Consider the following 17,849-nt stretch of genomic DNA (forward strand, 5'->3'; position numbering starts at 1 on the left):
GCTGAAACGGAACCGTCCTTATAAGGACGGCGTAGCCGTTTCCACTTGCGGGAGCATTGTTAACAGCGTTCCCTGCCGATATTCTTCCGGGTCCATCTTTTGATTGAACTGCAGTCCGTCAGCATGATTCTGTGCCTGATCCTCATAATGCGGGCTGCATACATTACCCGATTGACCCGGTGCCAGGATATCATAGGAGCAGCGTTTCAGATCAGACAGGTCAACCACCGTCCGCCAGGATGCAGACCAGTATACGGCACCAGTAGCGTTCGGAACCATCGCTCCCACCGATATGTTGCTGCCCCCGATGGGGCGCATTTTGGTATTCAGCAACCCTCCCAGCCCTTTTACGGCTGAGCCGAAGGGATGCACGGGACCGATGCGGTGATATGTACCCCAGGTCCAAGTGCCGGGAGTATTACCCTGCAGTTGGACACACTCCTGGATCGCTTGCCGGTAGCTCTTTACAATGACTTCGGCCCATCCTCCGGCACGAATGAACCAATCATTTTCAACTCCCTTATCCGCTTCAATAATCATCCGGTCGAGAACATTGACCTTATCAAACATCCGGGTGAAGAGCACCTTTCCCATAACAGGCTCGAAGATGGTCCTTCCCAATTCATCCATCCATTTATAAAAAATAAGCGGTGCGGCCTGATCCGCTTCGTCCTTCCGGTTCCAATGCTCCAGGATATCTAAAGCCGACTGTTCAGCAGGAGCAAGCTTTGTGTGCAGCCGGAGCCTCGGAAGCAGAATGGGCAAAAGCAAATCGGCCTGCGGATTCATGAAGTCAACCTGCAGCTTCATCATCTCCTCGGCCCTTATCTCCGACATTCCGGAGAGCAGCTCGTAAATACGGTTTGCCCGGTAAGGAGGAGCCCAGGCGTATGACAGGAAGTATGGATAGCTTTCTTCGTCAGCTAATTTGTTGTTAGCGCTGATAATCATACCTTCTTGCGGATTCACTGACTCTGGAAGTTCATCAAACGGAATATAGCCGGTCGGTTCATATGCTTTCTTCCATCCCGGAACGGGCAGCAGGCCGTCATGGTTCTGCCGGATCGGCACAAGTCCCGCTACCTTGGCAGCAATGTCATCCTTTGACGCGAACATGAAGGTCAGCACCGGAGTCTGATACTGCCTCAGCGCGGTTCTGAACTCTTTCCAATCTTTGGCATCATTGAAAGCCAGCACGGCTTCCAGCTCTGTGGTAGGCAGATGAGCCGGCCATGACAGGGCCAATGCTTCCGAATCGTCTTCAAGCTCTTCATCCATCCCGAGTACGCCGCATAAAATGGGACCATGATGCGTAACCAGGACCTCAAGCTCTGTATCAGGCTCTCCCTTGACCTTTATTCTTTCGCGGTATACTTCGGCATCTAACCAGCGTTCGTCATATTCATACTTGTATTTGTCTTTAGGATTTATTTTTTCTATATACAAATCCTGTGTATCAATCTTTGTGTTCGTTACTCCCCAGGCGATGTGCTCGTTATGGCCCAGCGTGATGCCAGGCACACCCGGTATGCTTACCCCGATCACATTTTTACGGGTCTCCCCGTCTTTAATGATCATTAGGTGTGATTGATACCAAAGGGAAGGATTACTGTGGTTAATGTGCGGATCATTGGCCAAAATCGGATAGCCTGATTTCGTATGTCTCCCCGATAATACCCAGGCGTTGGACCCGGCTGTTTCGTCCGGTAGCTCTGTTGTCGCTGCGAGGAGCTCTTCAAGATCAAGGAGGGGATTAATGGAAGGCTGCACTGGGCTTCTGCTGCATTCTTTACCGCCTCCGGTGGATTGAGAGTTTGACTTAACCGTGACAAACCCGTCCGGCGGATATACGGGGAACAATTGGGTGCATAAGTGGAGTCCGGCTTTTTTAGCCAGCTGATAACGATAAGTCTCGGCCCGCCAGTTCTCACTCATGTCATACGACATCAGCTTGAGGATCATGAGGCAGTCTATCGGATGCCAGGGAGCCGGCCGGTACCGCAGCAGCTTGAATTCCAAAGGCAGCTTTCCCTTCCCCGTCGCCTGTTGGATGTAGGCGTTAACCCCCTTGCAATAGCTATCCATGATCTTGCGTGTCTTCTCAGAGTAGGCAGCAAGGGAACGTTCGGCGGACTGCCGCAGCTGAAGCGTCCGGAAAAGCTTGTCGCTGCTTAACTGGGCGCTGCCGATAATTTCAGCCAGTTCTCCTCCGGCAAGCCGGCGCATCATGTCCATTTGCCACAAACGGTCCTGTGCCGTGATGTAGCCCTGCACCTGATACAGATCCTCTTCAGTCTCCGCTTCGATATGCGGTACGCCTCTTTGGTCCCGGTATACCCGGGATTCGTACGTTAATCCGGGTATGATCAGACTGCCTTTGGTTTGAACTTTTGAACGGGTGAGATACCCGATCCCTGCCCGGGTAAACGAAGCAGCCATAATATTGTTGAGCAGATCCCAAGAAATCATATGGAGCCTCCTTTACCTACTCTTCAAGCTCAATTCCAGCTCCAAGCTCAGCGGCCATTCGATAAAAATAGGAACCCACTGCGATATCAAATACCGCCATCCCCATCGGATTGAACATCACGGCTTCAGCAGTGGATAAGTGTTCCAAAGCGCCATTGATAACGATATCCCGGATGGAGAAGGTACCTTCTTTTTGCAGATTCTTAAGCTTATGCAGCATCTCGATGTCCGTGTTTTCCCGGCATACCTCATCCCAGTCGTCAACAGCGATTTGCCGGGTGTATTCGTAAATGTCCGCGGTGAAATCCCGCAGAGACACATTGAGCAGTAAAGCTCCGTCTTTGGGCTTTCGGTCGATATACCGGTGTTTAGATACCGTGCATGTCATAAAAATATCCGATTGCCCGTAAACCTCTTCCCAGTGATCACAGATGGTAACGCGGTCCCGGATAGAAATTTCGATATCTTCTGCATCCACTCCGCGCAGGTCATAGAGAAGTACCCGCTCTATTTCTTCGGGAAAAAGCGCAGCGATCATTTTCAGGTGGAGCTGTCCGATAGGGCCGAATCCGATAATTCCTGCGGTCAGATGAGATTTCTTTTGGGCCTGCAAAAACTTCTGTATAACCAAACCGGAGACCGATGCGGTTCTAATCCCGCTGATCAGACCGCTGTTTATGATGGAGACCGGCTTCCCGGACGAAGCGTCGTTCAGGACAGTAACCGAATGAGCACGCTGTATCCCCTGATTGATATTGTTCGGGAAGCTGGCAATCCATTTGATTCCGGCCAGCGAAAAAGGTCCGCCGACAAAGGCGGGCATCGCAATAATGCGGTTGGCTGGGTCTTTAAAACGCACATAGGGTTTGACCGGCTGGGAGAAATCACCTGTATGCAAGCATTCTGTTGCCTTCTCAATTTCACGAACCGTATCCTTCCAATGTAATCCGATTCGGTTCAGATCATCCGTATTAAGGTATAGCATAAGGACCTCCTAGACATAGATTGGTTATATGAAGCTGCTCTGCAGGCTCAAATATTGAATAAGGGTCTGCCGATCCGAAGCCGTATCCAAACCGAACGAAGTTATTCCACTTGGGATATTGGCTTTTACCAAACTGCTCAATACGGTTTTGGGGCCAAATTCGACTGTCAGGCTAACGTTCTGCTGGCTAAGAAAGCTCATCGTATCAATCCACCTAACCGGATGAGTAATCTGCCGTTTCAGCAGGTCAGCTGCCGATTCTTCATCCGGGTAAGGCTGTCCGGTCACATTGGAAATGACAGGCCAGCGAAGGCGGGAGAATTGAATTGATTGAAGAGATTCGGCAAATTGTTCAGAGACTCCGGCCATTAAAGGATGATGAAAAGGAGCGCTGCGAAATAAAGGGGTTATTGTTGCTCCCATATTTCTCAGGCTCATCTCAACCAAGTCCATTGTCTGATTCTCGCCCGACAGGGCGGTCTGCTCCGGGGCATTCTGGCAGCTGACGCTAACCCTGGAGCCTGATGGATCAGCGGAGCTGCACTCAATCTCTACCTTTTCCAAAGCTACGCCATCTACTATCGTCATTCGGCCAATTCCCGACTCAATATGACGTTGAGTGAGCTCACCACGCCGGTGTACCAGCTGTAAGGCATCCTTGAACGTAATTGCTCCGCTGACTGTAAGTGCAGCGTACTCACCCAGACTGTGTCCTGCTGTATAATTGGGCTGAATTCCGATCTCCTGCATATAGACTCGATAAGCACTGATACTCGTTGTTAGAAGAGCTGGTTGAACGATTGAAGAATCTGACAACTCACTATAACTGCCTTCGAAGCAAATCCTGGCAAGATCGTATCCCAAAAGATCGCCTGCTTCTTCGAAGGTCCGCCGGACTACTGAATACTCCCGGGCAAGCGCCTGTCCCATTCCAATGTACTGTGACCCCTGACCGGGAAAAATAAAAGCAAGCTTCTCCATGGTTGCTCTCTCCTATTCTTTGCTGGTTTTCATCTTTATGTAATGCGGAAAAGGCTGAATAGCAGACAGATCATGTTCAAGCAGCACCGTATTTCCGTTCTCTCCGATCTCTTGGAAGCCGGCAAATTTGTATGTAACATACATCATCCGGTTCCACGGATTTTCAACAAATTCCGCTCTCAGCCTACATCCCGCCTTGCGGGCTTCGCGCATCACAAAATTCAGCATGACGGACCCCACGCCGCGGGACATTACTCTGCAGGACATGAGCAGCAGTTTGAGCGTCCATATATCCTCTGAGCATTCAACGAGGGCAAGTCCTATTTTCCCGTAGGTTCCATATCTATCTTCCAGCTCCGCTACCCAAAGCCGGTGCAGATCCGATTGCCGGAACTCATCCAATTCCTGATAAGAATAGGTATAGCCTGTAGCATTCAGCTGATGGGTTCTTACGGTCAGCTCCTCAGCCCGCTGCAAATCTCCCTCGCTGGCCGGGTAAAGGCCAAAAACCATATCTAAGGTAGCAAGAAACTCCTCTGTGGTACCCGAAAAACGTTCTTCATCTTCTTTTCTTTCAATATCGCTCCTATACAGGCTCCGGCGCATCCTGGAATCTTCGGTAATGAATCTGGGGTTCATATCAGGCCTGTCCAGGATTGACGAAACGTCTTCAGCGGCAATGCATCTTACTTCAGGCAGCGAATAACGGACCTCGTCTCTTTCAAAGGGCTGATCATCAATAAAGGCAATGGTGTTCGGATTGATGTTGATCAGAGCAGCTATACGTTTAACCGATTCTGATTTTGGCTCCCAGGATATTTGCGGGTGCAGGAAGTAGCTATGGATACCCAGCTCCTTCAGCTTCAGCATCGCTTGGCTGGCATCGTTCCTGCTGGCAATAGACAGCAGAATTCCCCTTTCATCCAGCCCCTGAATGACCTCCAGAACGCCTTCCTTCAAGCTCACCTGCTTGTCCTCAAGTAAAATCCCTTCCCAAAGGGTATGATCCAAATCCCATACGACGCATTTAACTTTGACTTCCTCGAGGGTCTGCTGTACGTTATCCCCGGTATGATTCCCATGCAAGTTCAATCCCCAAACACCCTTTCCCTATGATCTTGCCCGCTAAGCAAGCAGCCGGTTAACTGTCTGTTCAATGGAATTGATAGATTTGAAATTATCGGGATTCATCTCCTGATTCGTAATGCGGATGCTGAAGCGGGATTCCAGATACATAATGAGCTGCATTGCGAACAGGGAGTTAACAGCACCGGAGCTGAAGATATCCTCATCATCCTGAATATCCTGATTCTTCACATAGCGGGACAAAAATGCACGAACATCCGATTTAATATCTGACATTAGCCATTCTCCTTTTTTTGTTTTTTTGCATATATGGGGATTAATATTGATAGAAGCCCTGACCGGATTTGCGTCCGCATTTTCCCGCCGATACCATCTGGCGCAAGAGAGGGCAGGCTCTGAACTTCGGGTCCTGGTACGATTCGTACAACACTTCAAGTGAATACAGTATGGTATCCAGGCCGATGAGATCACCTGTCTCGAGCGGTCCGCTTGTATGGCCGAAGCATTCTTTGAAAATACGATCGACATCCTCTGGCGGGGCAACCTGATCCTGTACAGTCCAGATCGCTTCATTGATCGTCAGCATCAATACCCGGTTCGATACAAACCCCGGCATATCGTTAACTAATATGTACTTCTTGCCCATTCCCGCTAGGATGCCGGCTGCATAATTAATCGTTTCCTGTGAAGTATAAGCGCCCCGGATGGCCTCCACGGTGGATTTTAAGGGTACGGGATTCATGAAATGAATGCCCAGGATACGGTCGGGGCGCCGGGTAAGCGCACCAATCTTTGTAATGGATATACATGAGGTGTTGACTGCAAAAACCGCGGATTCAGGGCAAATCTTGTCCAGAGCCGGATATATTTCCTTTTTAATCTCCCATTTTTCCGTTACGTTCTCGATAACAAAGTCGCAGTCACTGAGAACTTCCATATGGAGATCGCTTTCGATGCGGCTTAACACCTCGTCTGGATCAAACGATTCCTTCCCCCGCGTATAGAACTGGTGCATTCTTGCATTGTTATATATCTCTCTTTTCGCATGTGCCAAAATATCCTCGTTAACATCTACCAGTCGCACATTAAATCCGGATTGGGCCAGATTCTGTGCGACCCCAACCCCCATGACACCTGCTCCGATAACGCCGACTTTCTTCATTGTCCGCACACCCCATCTATATTTTATGATATATGGCACATAATGTTTTATTTCCAATAGTTAAACTATTATAGTAAGTAGATCCTAATTCACAAAACAATAGTAAGGCAAAAATATCCATTTGTCTATTAAAAATCTGCATAAATATACAAAACATCTTTTATCAACGACGTATTTGTAATAATATATTATTATTACAACAAAATACCATATGGATAAGGCGGTCTGATAAGATGGATTTTCGTTTAACTGAAGAACAAATCGAATTACAAAAACAATTCAGATGTTTTGCCGACGAAAAAATAGCCCCTTATGCACAGCAGCACGATGAAGACGAAAAACTGACGGATGAGGTTCTTGAATACATGAAACAATCAGGCTACCTGGGTTCTATGATTCCACAGCAATATGGCGGAACAATGCTTAATATGGTGGAAACCGGGCTGCTTAACGAAGAGATTGGCAGAGGATGTGCCTCAGTTCGCAGTCTGTTAACCGTTCATGGAATGGTCGCATTGGGTATTCTGAGATGGGGAACTGAGACACAGAAGGATTACTGGCTTCCTAAGCTGGCCAGCGGCAGTAAGATCGGGGCATTTGGTCTGACAGAACCTCTTGTAGGCAGCGATGCCAAAAGCGTGAGTACATCCGCTATTTTACATGAAGATTCATACATCCTGAATGGGGTGAAAAAATGGATTACGATGGGACAGATCGCCGATGTCTTTATTATCATGGCCCAGCTGAATGGAAAACCTACGGCTTTCCTGGTCGAGAGGGACAATCCGAATCTGACAATCAAACCAATGAAGGGGCTGCTCGGCTGCCGGGCTTCCATGATTGCAGAACTCACCTTGGAGGACTGCCGGATTCCGGCTGACAGCATTATAGGGGCGCCGGGTACAGGGCTGTCGCACATAGCTCTAACCTGTTTAGACTATGGAAGATATACGGTAGCCTGGGGGGCTGTCGGTACGGCACAAGCATGTCTGGAAGCAAGTGTTCATTACGCTAGAAAGAGAAAGCAATTCGGAAGACCTCTAAGAGAATACCAGCTCATCCAGAAGATGATCACGGAAATGATTGTAAGTATTAAAGCTGCAAGACTTATGTGCTTTCAGGCAGGCAATTTGAAGGACATTGGCGATCCCGATACCATTATGGAGACATGGGCCGCTAAATATTATTCAGCAAGCATGGTCAACAAAATTGCCAGCGATGCTGTTCAAATTCACGGAGCCAACGGCTGCAGCCGGGATTATCCCATTGAACGATATTTTAGAGATGCCAGAATCAATGAAATCATAGAAGGAACATCACAGATGCATGAAGTCTTAATTGCAATGAACGGATTCCGGACAATTTAGTTTGTTCGACGCAAACGTCCCGCAATCCACGATTTTAGATTGCGGGACTTTAAAGCTAATACGTTCTTTATTTCAAAAAAACCGCCCCTAAGGACGGTTATTAATTGCACTTATTTCACTTCCTGCACGTCTTTCATAAATTCCCGGAAGTCCTCAGCGATTTCTTTTGATCTGGTATGGTGTAAATAATGCGCTCCTTCTAGGGTTATCATTTTTCCATGCACAGAATTCTTTATTTGCTCTTCATGCAGTGGTATCCAATCTTTAACTTCTGGATCATTCGCCAGTACGAACAAAAGAACCGGAAGATTTTTGGGGAATGTTAGGTTTTTGGCTGCTTTGAAATTAGCACTAATATTTTTCATTTCATTCAAAACAGTGGCATCATTCGAGTTCTTATTCGAAATCATTCTCATCTGATCTTTGGTTTCATCATCATAAGGCAGTCCGGCATAGGGGTCGCCGCCTATTTTCTTGAGCAATCTTATGAGACCTGATTTTTCGAGAAACTCAAGCGACTGGATTGGAGTTTCTTCATCCGCCCCACCTTGCGTTGGAACACTGCTGTCGATCCCGACAAATGCACTCACTTCGTTTGGATATTTATTCACATAAGCCAGTCCGTAAATGCCCGCAATCGAATGACCCATTAGAGTGTAACGGTCAATCTTGAGCCGCTGTAAAGCTTCATGAATTTCACTAACGATATTCTCAGTGCTTCGTTCTTTGCCGGTTCCATCACTTAATCCATACCCAAAAGGTTCAATTACGACTACCCGGTAAAACGGAGATAACTCCTCTACTAGCGGCTTAAAATCAAGTGCTGGCGCTCCTGTACCAAGACCTGGAAGCAGCACAACTGTCTCATCTCCTTTTCCTTGGATCAGAACATTCATGTTCTTCCCGTCTACAGGCACTAACTGGCCATAGGAATGTATTTTCCCTTGCTCTGATTTGTTACTGATCACATTAACTATAAAAACAATAGCAAAAAACAGCACTATCGCTATTGCTGCAACTCCTATGGTTTTAAGTAAAATGGTGAACAGTTTCTTCATTCTAGTACCCTTCCTAATGTTCATTACCTCTCTTTGTTCCACTCTCATCTTCTCCTATCCTCATCTGTCTATTAATCTGAGTTAAATAGCTGTTAATGAAAGCTTATAGGACGAAGATGTACTCCTAATGACTACAATATGAACGGAATATGAACAAGCAAAAAAAATGCTACAGCGCGACATGCAAGGAAGCTTGCACATAATGCCGTAGCATAGAGATGACTAATTAATCTGCCCGCGTTCTGATCGGCAACGTGACAATGATGGCCGTTCCCCGGCCGAGCTCGCTCTCCACTTGAATGTCGCCTTGATGAAGCGAAACGATCTGTTTGACGATAGCAAGCCCCATACCGCTGCCGTTATACTTACGACTGTGGGAACGATCCGCCTTAAAGAACCGTTCGAATATGCGCTTCTGGTCCTCGGGGGAAATACCAATGCCAGTGTCGGATATCCGGACGAGTACGTTTTTGACATCTTGCTGAATGCTGACGCTAATAACGCCGCTATCCATAGAAAATTTGATGCTATTGCCGAGTAGGTTCGTCCATACCTGGTTTAATTGATCATAATCTGCCATTAGCCGAACGGCCTTCAAATTGAGCTCAAAACTAATGTTGCGGGCCGACCATTGCGGCTGGATTGCAACGATAACTCGTCTGATCTGCTCATCAAGGCTAAACGTAGTGAGCCGCAGCTGCTGGGACTGCGATTCAAGCAAGCTCAGCTTGAGCAGGCTATCACTCAGCTTGGATATCCGCTCTGCTTCTGCAATAATAATATCGAGATAGCGGGTTCGCTCATGATCCGCGATGTCTACTTGCTTGAGTGCTTGAGCATAACCGGAGATTGAGGTCAGCGGCGACTGAACTTCGTGAGATACATTCGATACGAATTCCCTGCGCATCTCTTCAAGCTGCTGCAGATCTTGCATCATTTCTTCGAAGCTGCGGGCCAAAGTACCTAACTCACCCTTTTGCTTAATATTCAGCTTGACGCTGAAATCTCCATCTGCTATTTGCTTAGTCGCTTTTGTCAGTTTTTTGATCGGTCTTATTAAGAACATAGCAGCAACCATAATCAACAGACTGCCTGCAACCAATGAGTAGATTAAAAAGTTGATAACCCACTTTACCATAAATGAGGAGGAAGAAGGCGGGCGCTGCTCCACAAACATCGCTTTCGTTCCCATCTCCGTTTTCAAGGGCAGCCCTAAGAGGAGCGGTTTAATACCATTGGTCTTGACTTGAACAACTCCGCCACCGAGTACTTCCGTTATTTGCTCCTTAGTCACTGTACCAGGATTGTGGCCCTTAAGCGCTCCGAAGGACTGCAACTGCCCCTTCCCATCATAAATTCGAATATAATAGGAATTGAGCTGCTTCATGTCACCCACGAATGAGTCTGCTTCACGCGTCGGTAAAGTCTCGTAAATCCGGGAGACGTCCTGACCAAAATCAAGTAAGGTAATCTGCATATTCTCGTTCAATTGATCTTTAAACACCCAGGTTGCCACATAAAAAGCAATAATCGTTCCCACGATTGCAGACGCCAGGAAAGTCAGGACGACCCGTATATATAAGGATCTGATCATTCATATACCTCAAGCCGGTAACCAAGCCCGCGCATCGTTTCGATACGAAAATCCGGTGTATCCGCAAACCGTTCCCGCAGACGCTTAATATGTACGTCTACCGTCCGATCATCTCCAGCGTAATCAATCCCCCAAATTTCATCAATCAACTGCTCACGCGTATAGACTTGTCCGGGTGTTCCCGCAAGCTTATACAGCAATTCGAACTCCTTGAGCGGTAGTGTGAGCGTCTCCGCCCCCCGCTTCACTTTATAGGTCTGCCGATCGAGGCTGACGTTGCCGATCTGGATCGACTGCGTGGAGCCAATCCGGTAACGTTTCAGTAAGGCTCTAACACGAACTGTCAACTCCAAAGGATCGAATGGTTTCGTCAAATAATCGTCCGTCCCGAGATCAAATCCCTTCACTTTCTCCCAAGTCTCGCCTCTTGCAGTCAGCATAAGCAACGGAAGATCAGGATTGGCTCTTCGAAGCTCCTTGCATAACGTCCAGCCATCCATGACAGGCATCATAATATCGAGCACGACCAGATCGACATGTGTTGAGGTATACACGGCCAGTGCTTCCTTACCGTCCTCAGCTTCGAGCGTTGTGTATCCGTCATTTCGTAAAAATAAACAGACGAGTTCGCGAATGTTCGCATCGTCGTCAGCAACCAGTATTGTAGGCATCCGTTCCCTCTTCCCCTGTTTTCCAGTCATATTTTCTCATTTCAAAAGAAGCCACTGCTGCAAAACTATCGCATGATTATAGACAGGATCTTTCGCGGCATAAACCAAAGTCACCCTTTGATGCAGCGCAAGCTCCGCGATCTTCGCACCCAGTTCCCCGCGTAACGGATCGCCCTCCAGCTCTTGGATATAGCTTTTGCTAAATGCATCAAAACGCTCGGGCTTATGATCAAACCATTTGCGCAGCTCCGGGCTGGGGGCAATCTCCTTCATCCACTCATTAATGGAAGCCTCCTGTTTGGAAATGCCGCGCGGCCACAGCCTGTCTACCAGTATGCGATATCCATCCTCTGGAGCAGCCGGCTCGTAAATCCGCTTCAGAGCGATCATAGGTTCGAATTTACTTTCATCAATAGATTCATTAAGGTTTCCGCTTCTTCTGCAGAAAGGCCTTTGGTGATGCTTTTTTCCACTTCCGTAAAAATCTCGTTGAATTCATCGACAAGAACAACCGCCTTATCCAATAAATATATTTTTTTCTGCCGCTCATTGTCTTTCGGAATGACCCGTGTGATGTACCCTTTTTTCTCCAACCCTTGAAGCATACTGGTGATGCTGGCTTCCTTGCGATTGAAGTGCTCTGCCAAATCCTTTTGGATCAGACCTTTATCCTGATTTTCAAAAATGTAGCCGATCATCTGTCCCTGCTGAGAATTCAGTCCCAGCTCCATTAATCTGGCGTCTCCTATTCTTTTCTGTTTCAATCCAATTTCCCGAATCAGATTTGAATATGGAGTATTCGAAGCTGGTTTTGTCATACGACCCTCTCCCTTATAGGTTTCATAGTTAGGATTCTAATTATAAGGAGATCATAAGCTTTAGGTTCCCGATAGTCAAATTACAAGACAAGAATCGCGTCTACTTTTCCACAAAAACTGATTATCCAACAAATTACATAAATCTCTTGACTCTTCCTAATTTTGTAATATAATAAAAATACTATAATTACATAAATATCCAGTTTTCTTGTCATGGATTGAAATGTAGTTGTAAAATTCATATGAAATGGGGGTGTCTGCTCACCTACTCTAATCAAAAGGTTGTCCGTTGCACTTGTCTTTACAGCCAGATCGCAGCTTGGATACAGGCTAGATAAAGGATGTCTACAAGAATTCGGCACAATTAAAAACCAACTATTTTGATTGGAGGAGTATTTTTTATGAAAAAAAGTTTAGCTTCCCTTCTTGCAGGTATTGTAGCATTAGGCTCATTCGCATCCGTGGGCAGCGCAGCTGAGGGCAATGAGCACAGCCAGTCAGGTGAGCTGTTCACGAGCTCTTCCCCCATTTCTCTTACGGACCAAACCTGGAAAGCACCGACCGGATCAACTCCCGAGGATAAGGTGTGGGGGTATCTCGAAAGTGTCAAAGGCAACCTGAGCCTATCCGCCAAAGAAGATGTACGCAGCAAATTTCAAATTACGGAGCAAAAAACCAACAGCAAGACAGGCAGCCAGCACTACCGGTTAAGCCAATACATCTCCGGTATTCCGGTATATGGTGCAGATCAGACACTTCATATTGATAAAAACGGCAACGTTACCTCCCTGCTCGGCAGCGTGGTCGAAGATGTCTACCAGTCCATCCCGCAGCCGCTAATTCAGCTCAAAACCATTTCGGGAACAGAGGCCGTTTCAGCTGCAACTCAGGATGCGACGCTGGAGTATGGACCGCTTGGGGAAGCCCAAATTGAGCCCGCAGCGGAACTCTATTATTTTATCGTAGAAGGAGAACCTAAGTTAGCTTATAAAACGGAAGTAAATGTGCTCGAGCCTGAACCGCTGCGGATACGGTACTTCATTTCGGCAGAGAATGGAAGCGTGTTGTTCAAGTATAATATTTTGGAGGATCTGACCGGTACAGGGACAGGGGTCAACGGTGATACCAAGACGTTCGAGACTCGTCTCTCCGGTTCCACTTATCAGCTCTACGACAGTACTCGGGGCAATGGTATCGTTACCTACACGGCCAGAAACCGGACCAGCCTTCCTGGAACGCTCCTAACCAGCAGCAGCAACGTCTGGACGGACAAAGCCGCCGTTGATGCACATGCGTATGCGGAGAAAACCTACGATTATTATCTCCAGCATTTCGGCCGCAACAGTCTGGACAACAATGGGCTGCAGATCCGCTCCACCGTCCACTATTACACCTCCTATAACAATGCTTTCTGGAATGGAACTCAAATTGTCTTCGGAGATGGAGACGGGGTTACATTTACGCAATTGTCCGGTGATCTGGATGTTGTAGGACATGAGCTTACGCATGGCGTAACGGAAAAAACGGCTGATCTCGAATACTATGGAGAACCTGGAGCGCTGAATGAATCCTTCTCGGACATCATCGGCAATGCGATTGAAGGCGACAGTTGGCTGATTGGAGATGATGTGTATACCCCGGGAGTAGCTGGCGACGCCCTTCGTTCACTGGCCAATCCGCCCCTCTACGACCAGCCTGACAAATACAGCGACCGCTACACCGGCACCAGCGATAACGGTGGTGTGCATACGAACAGCGGCATCAATAACAAGGCCTTCTATCTGGCAGCACAAGGCGGTACATTCAACGGTGTGACGGTCACAGGCATCGGCCGTGAGGATGCTGTTCAAATCTATTACAATGCACTCGTCTATTACCTCACAACTTCATCTAACTTCTCTGCTGCGCGCACTGCAGTCATTCAATCTGCAACCGAATTGTTCGGAGCAGGGTCCGCTCAGGTTGCTGCAGTGACCCAAGCCTATAATGCGGTTGGTGTCCACTAAGGCTGATACAACAGAACAGGCCAATGATTGGAAGATCATTGGCCTGTTTTTTACACTGCATGGGCTAATCTATATATTTTTCCAAGGAAGGACGATTCGTCAGGATCATCTGTTTGTTGCCGATCAGCTCGATTAACCCCAAATCTTCAAAGACAGCAAATTTCCGGCTGATCGTTTCCCGGGTAACGCCAACATAATTGGCCAATTCTTCACGGGACAGAGGAAGATCTATATGAATCCGCCCTCCCCGCTGCTTGCCATATTTATCACTGAGCTCCAGAATCATATAGGCAATCCGGATTTCCGGGTCTTTGGTTGCCAGGCTCTGAGCGAGATTTTCCGTGTGGGCCAGCCTTTTGGTGACAGTCTTCAGCAGCTTGTAGGAAATATCCGGGTTCTCCGCTATTAGCTGCTCCATATCCGTTTTGGTCAGCATGCATATGCTGGTATCTTTTAATGCATAGGCACTGAAGTTGCTAAGCTCTTCGCTATTAAAAATATTCAGCTCACCGAAAAAGTCGCCTGTCGTCAAAACATGCAAAATCTGTTCCTTCCCCTGTGGGGTCATTTTGGACAATTTAACATGCCCCTGCTGAATAATATATAGTGTGTCCGTCGGCTGTTCTTCAAGAATCAACGCCTGACCCTTGGCATATTTCCGATGTTTGATCATAGCGCTGATCCTTGAAAGATCCCCATCGGTTAACGAAGCGAAGATTGGCACTTTACGTGTACAGGGCTCCGCGGCGTTCTGGCAGGAATGTTCCGACATGTCTGTTTCCCCCTAGTTTTTGTATACAGAGTGGCGTTAGGAAACCGCACCCTTATCTTCTACAGGCGCAAAATGGCTAGTGTCCTCCCCGCAGACCGGGCAGCACCAATCTTCAGGCAGATCCTCAAATGCAGTACCTGGAGCTACATCCTCGTCCGGGTCTCCAATCGCAGGATCATAGATGTAACCGCATGGCAGACAGATATATTTTTGCATTCTGTTCATCTCCTCGTATTTTATAAAAAACTAATTGTGCAATCTGGTCTGTACTTCGGCCATAATCTCTGTGAGGCTGCCTTCTGCAAGCTGGATGCCGGTGAGGCTGATTCCCCGCTCGATAGCATCTTTATAGACCAGTGAAGCGGCGGCTCCCTCCCATGAGATCGCTCCAACCATTGTGTCATTCTTCACAAATATCCGGGTGTAGATGCCATTTTCCTGAGTCGCTACGGTCAGGTCACACTGGCTCTCCTCTGTACCGCCAATGGAGAAAAGCGAGATTCCAAAAGCATTGAATAACGTAACAGGAACCGCTCTACGATAAACAGCGTTCTCCGCTGCAGCCATGTTGCTCCCGGCAATGCGCCCCTGTTCTATGGCTCCTCCCCATAATCCCTCTACATGGCCATGGATTTCCGCAATATCTCCGGCAGCATACACATTAGGTACACTTGTCTCCATATTTGCGTTAACAACGATGCCGGACCGGGTGTTAATCCCTGTTTCTTTTGCAAGTGCTATATTCGGTACGATCCCAATCGAGTAAACCACATGCTCGCATGGGATTGTGGACTGGTCATCCAGCATTACTCCAGTAACCGACTCCACGCCTGTAATTGAAGCTACTCCAGCCTGAAGAACAACCTTCACACCTGAGTTCTCCATCGTTCGCAAAAGCTGCTGTGAGGAGCTTTCGTCAAGCTGTCTAGTCATAAGGCGGGAGGACATTTCGATGACAGTCACCTGGTATCCGCCTTCATGCAATGCCCAGGCAGTCTCAAGTCCCTGTACTCCTCCCCCGATAATGACTACACGGTTGCCGCTCGTAAGGCTTGCCTTCAGCCTGTCGGCATCGTTCATATCCCTGATGGTATGCACATTTTTCAGTCCTGCACCGTTTATTGTGAGCGCCCTGTTTCTTGCCCCCATACAGAGCAGCAGCTTGTGGTAAGACAGGAGTTTGCCTTCCGCAGTCTCTACCTGCTGCCGGTCTGTATGGATGGACACAACGCGGGTCGATTGCTGGACAGAAATACGGTTGTCCCGGTACCATTTCTCTTTCTTGATCAGCACCTTCTCACTGTGCAGGTCACTGAACAAGCCTTTGGTCAGCTTGATCCGGTTGTAGGGAAGATGATCCTCCTCACCGAGAATCGTTATTTCCGTTTCCGGGTCCTGGTCACGGATAGCCTTGGCGGCATGAACTGCCGCTACTCCGCTGCCGACTATAATAAAATGCTTTGGCATGGATCTTCTACCTCCTTTAAAATGAGCTCAGCAGCAAATCAGACACAAATTCAGCAGCATTTTTAATTTTCTGCACCTTATCCGCTTCCTTGGGAGAGAAACGAACGCGCACTGGAAACTCCACATGTGTCATTCCTGTAGATTTGATAACCTCCGAAGTGCTCTGTACAGTCATATTTGTTGTGTTCAGGTAATCCTGAATAACCTCAATAGCTTCTCCGCTCCAGCCGTAGGAGCCGAACGCCGCCGCCAGCTTGCCCTCCAGGCTCATATGCTGCAGTTCTTTCAGCAATGGCTCGAGGTTGCCGATCATGTCCGCATATTTGGTGGAGCTGCCGATAAAGACGGCGTCCGCTGAATTGATACTGCTTAGGATATCTTCCATACTGCTCTTGTCTGCATCCCAAACCTCTGTCCCGATACCATTCTCCTGCAAGGTAGTTTGCAAAATATTAGCCATCTTTTTCGTGTTGTTTTTGATCGTCGTATAGACAATGGCTGCCTTCTTGCCCTGGGTTGTCTCACGGCTCAGTGTAGCGTAGAGATCTATATATTTGCGGATATCTTCCCGGATAATAAAGCCGTGGGATGGTGCGATCATCGTTATATCCAAATCCTTGACAGCCTCAAGCAGCGTTCTTACATATCTTCTGTGAGGATGAATGATTGCGTTGTAATAGCCCTTGAAATCCTCTGTAATATCAAACCCGGCTTCATCGCTAAAAAGCTTCTCCACAGCCACATGTGTGCTGAAAATATCGCAAGGGAACAATATCCGGTCTTCAATGCAGTAGGTAATCATTGTTTCTGCCGTATGGAGATACGGCGTTTCTTTGAATAACAGCGTTTTTCCGCCAATGTCCAGCGTATCGCCGTCTTTGACTACAAGGAAATTCCGGTTATGCAGCTTGTACATTTCCTGAAGCTCCGGTACGGCAATCCCTGTGCATACAATAGTGGCATTGGTAGCTCGGGAAGCCAGTGCGGCAAGTCCGCCGGAATGATCGGGTTCGGTATGGTTAATAACGATATATGCAATGTCGAGCGGATCAATCATTTGACCCAGGCGCTCCGCATATTCACGTCCGAATTCCATATCGACGGTATCAATGACGGTTGGTTTGCCTGACTTCAGCAGGTAAGAGTTGTAGGTGGTTCCTTTTGCTAGTATAAGGCGATGGAACGGAACCTCCCGGTCGTCGATCTTTCCAACCCAATAAGTGTCGCTTGCAATCTTGAATTCTGCGTTCATATTCTTTAGCCCCCTGAATGATAATGTTTATCAACAACCTCATTCTATAATGGGAGCCAAACAAAAAAGAGGATTACAATCAAATTTTGAAAGTTTTAAAATCTATTTCTCATAATTTGAATATACACCGATCCCGGGAAGTGATTATGCGTCTGGTCACT

At 47.6% G+C, this 17,849-nt stretch carries 17 protein-coding genes; 2 read left to right on the top strand and 15 right to left on the bottom strand.

What is annotated here, in order from left to right:
* Positions 1–18 precede the first annotated feature (18 nt).
* Genes ACX1DY_RS00655 through ACX1DY_RS00680 form a run of 6 tightly spaced genes read right to left on the bottom strand, consistent with a single transcriptional unit; the run spans position 19 to position 6,683 of the window.
* Entirely contained in the window at positions 19–2,469 is a 2,451-nt protein-coding gene (locus ACX1DY_RS00655) for a penicillin acylase family protein (protein ID WP_458962276.1), read from the bottom strand.
* A 16-nt stretch (positions 2,470–2,485) separates the two neighbouring features.
* Positions 2,486–3,454, bottom strand: a complete 969-nt coding sequence (locus tag ACX1DY_RS00660) for a 2,3-diaminopropionate biosynthesis protein SbnB (protein WP_458962277.1) — start codon at positions 3,452–3,454, stop codon at positions 2,486–2,488.
* A gap of 24 nt (positions 3,455–3,478) precedes the next feature.
* Positions 3,479–4,435: an ACP S-malonyltransferase gene (gene fabD, locus ACX1DY_RS00665; protein WP_458962278.1), complete on the bottom strand. Its 957-nt coding sequence runs from the start codon at positions 4,433–4,435 to the stop codon at positions 3,479–3,481.
* A gap of 12 nt (positions 4,436–4,447) precedes the next feature.
* Positions 4,448–5,527, bottom strand: coding sequence for an HAD-IIIC family phosphatase (locus ACX1DY_RS00670; RefSeq protein WP_458962279.1), 1,080 nt, complete (start codon positions 5,525–5,527; stop codon positions 4,448–4,450).
* Positions 5,528–5,560: 33 nt separating this feature from the next.
* The gene (locus ACX1DY_RS00675; RefSeq protein WP_076114511.1) at positions 5,561–5,797 is read right to left on the bottom strand and encodes an acyl carrier protein; all 237 of its coding nucleotides are present in this window, start codon (positions 5,795–5,797) and stop codon (positions 5,561–5,563) included.
* Between the two features lie 40 nt (positions 5,798–5,837).
* On the bottom strand, positions 5,838–6,683 hold the full coding sequence (locus ACX1DY_RS00680; protein ID WP_458962280.1) for a 3-hydroxyacyl-CoA dehydrogenase family protein: 846 nt from the start codon (positions 6,681–6,683) through the stop codon (positions 5,838–5,840).
* 233 nt (positions 6,684–6,916) lie between these two features.
* On the opposite strand from ACX1DY_RS00680, the gene ACX1DY_RS00685 reads away from it, so the two are divergent.
* Complete coding sequence (locus ACX1DY_RS00685; protein WP_458962281.1) at positions 6,917–8,050, top strand: acyl-CoA dehydrogenase family protein; 1,134 nt, start codon at positions 6,917–6,919, stop codon at positions 8,048–8,050.
* A 110-nt stretch (positions 8,051–8,160) separates the two neighbouring features.
* Here the strand turns inward: ACX1DY_RS00685 and ACX1DY_RS00690 are convergent, their stop codons facing one another.
* The 5 genes from ACX1DY_RS00690 to ACX1DY_RS00710 form a co-directional block, all read right to left on the bottom strand.
* Positions 8,161–9,108, bottom strand: a complete 948-nt coding sequence (locus ACX1DY_RS00690; RefSeq protein WP_458962282.1) for an alpha/beta fold hydrolase — start codon at positions 9,106–9,108, stop codon at positions 8,161–8,163.
* Positions 9,109–9,334: 226 nt separating this feature from the next.
* Positions 9,335–10,702: a sensor histidine kinase gene (locus ACX1DY_RS00695; protein ID WP_458962283.1), complete on the bottom strand. Its 1,368-nt coding sequence runs from the start codon at positions 10,700–10,702 to the stop codon at positions 9,335–9,337.
* Positions 10,699–11,373, bottom strand: a complete 675-nt coding sequence (locus tag ACX1DY_RS00700; RefSeq protein ID WP_458962284.1) for a response regulator transcription factor — start codon at positions 11,371–11,373, stop codon at positions 10,699–10,701. The genes ACX1DY_RS00695 and ACX1DY_RS00700 overlap by 4 nt, the downstream gene beginning before the upstream one ends.
* A gap of 36 nt (positions 11,374–11,409) precedes the next feature.
* A complete protein-coding gene (locus tag ACX1DY_RS00705) occupies positions 11,410–11,763 on the bottom strand; it encodes a DUF488 domain-containing protein (RefSeq protein ID WP_458962285.1) in 354 nt (117 codons plus the stop codon).
* The gene (locus tag ACX1DY_RS00710) at positions 11,760–12,191 is read right to left on the bottom strand and encodes a MarR family winged helix-turn-helix transcriptional regulator (protein WP_458962286.1); all 432 of its coding nucleotides are present in this window, start codon (positions 12,189–12,191) and stop codon (positions 11,760–11,762) included. The genes ACX1DY_RS00705 and ACX1DY_RS00710 overlap by 4 nt, the downstream gene beginning before the upstream one ends.
* A gap of 401 nt (positions 12,192–12,592) precedes the next feature.
* Between ACX1DY_RS00710 and ACX1DY_RS00715 the strand changes: the two genes are divergently transcribed.
* A complete protein-coding gene (locus ACX1DY_RS00715; protein WP_458962287.1) occupies positions 12,593–14,197 on the top strand; it encodes a M4 family metallopeptidase in 1,605 nt (534 codons plus the stop codon).
* Between the two features lie 64 nt (positions 14,198–14,261).
* Here ACX1DY_RS00715 and ACX1DY_RS00720 read toward each other — a convergent pair whose 3' ends face one another.
* Genes ACX1DY_RS00720 through ACX1DY_RS00735 form a run of 4 tightly spaced genes read right to left on the bottom strand, consistent with a single transcriptional unit; the run spans position 14,262 to position 17,688 of the window.
* On the bottom strand, positions 14,262–14,969 hold the full coding sequence (locus ACX1DY_RS00720; RefSeq protein ID WP_458962288.1) for a Crp/Fnr family transcriptional regulator: 708 nt from the start codon (positions 14,967–14,969) through the stop codon (positions 14,262–14,264).
* A gap of 36 nt (positions 14,970–15,005) precedes the next feature.
* Positions 15,006–15,185: a rubredoxin gene (gene rd / locus ACX1DY_RS00725; RefSeq protein ID WP_458962289.1), complete on the bottom strand. Its 180-nt coding sequence runs from the start codon at positions 15,183–15,185 to the stop codon at positions 15,006–15,008.
* A 30-nt stretch (positions 15,186–15,215) separates the two neighbouring features.
* Positions 15,216–16,436, bottom strand: coding sequence for an NAD(P)/FAD-dependent oxidoreductase (locus ACX1DY_RS00730; RefSeq protein WP_458962290.1), 1,221 nt, complete (start codon positions 16,434–16,436; stop codon positions 15,216–15,218).
* Between the two features lie 16 nt (positions 16,437–16,452).
* Complete coding sequence (locus ACX1DY_RS00735) at positions 16,453–17,688, bottom strand: FprA family A-type flavoprotein (protein ID WP_458962291.1); 1,236 nt, start codon at positions 17,686–17,688, stop codon at positions 16,453–16,455.
* Positions 17,689–17,849: the final 161 nt, after the last annotated feature.

The organism is Paenibacillus sp. BAC0078 (assembly GCF_054483875.1).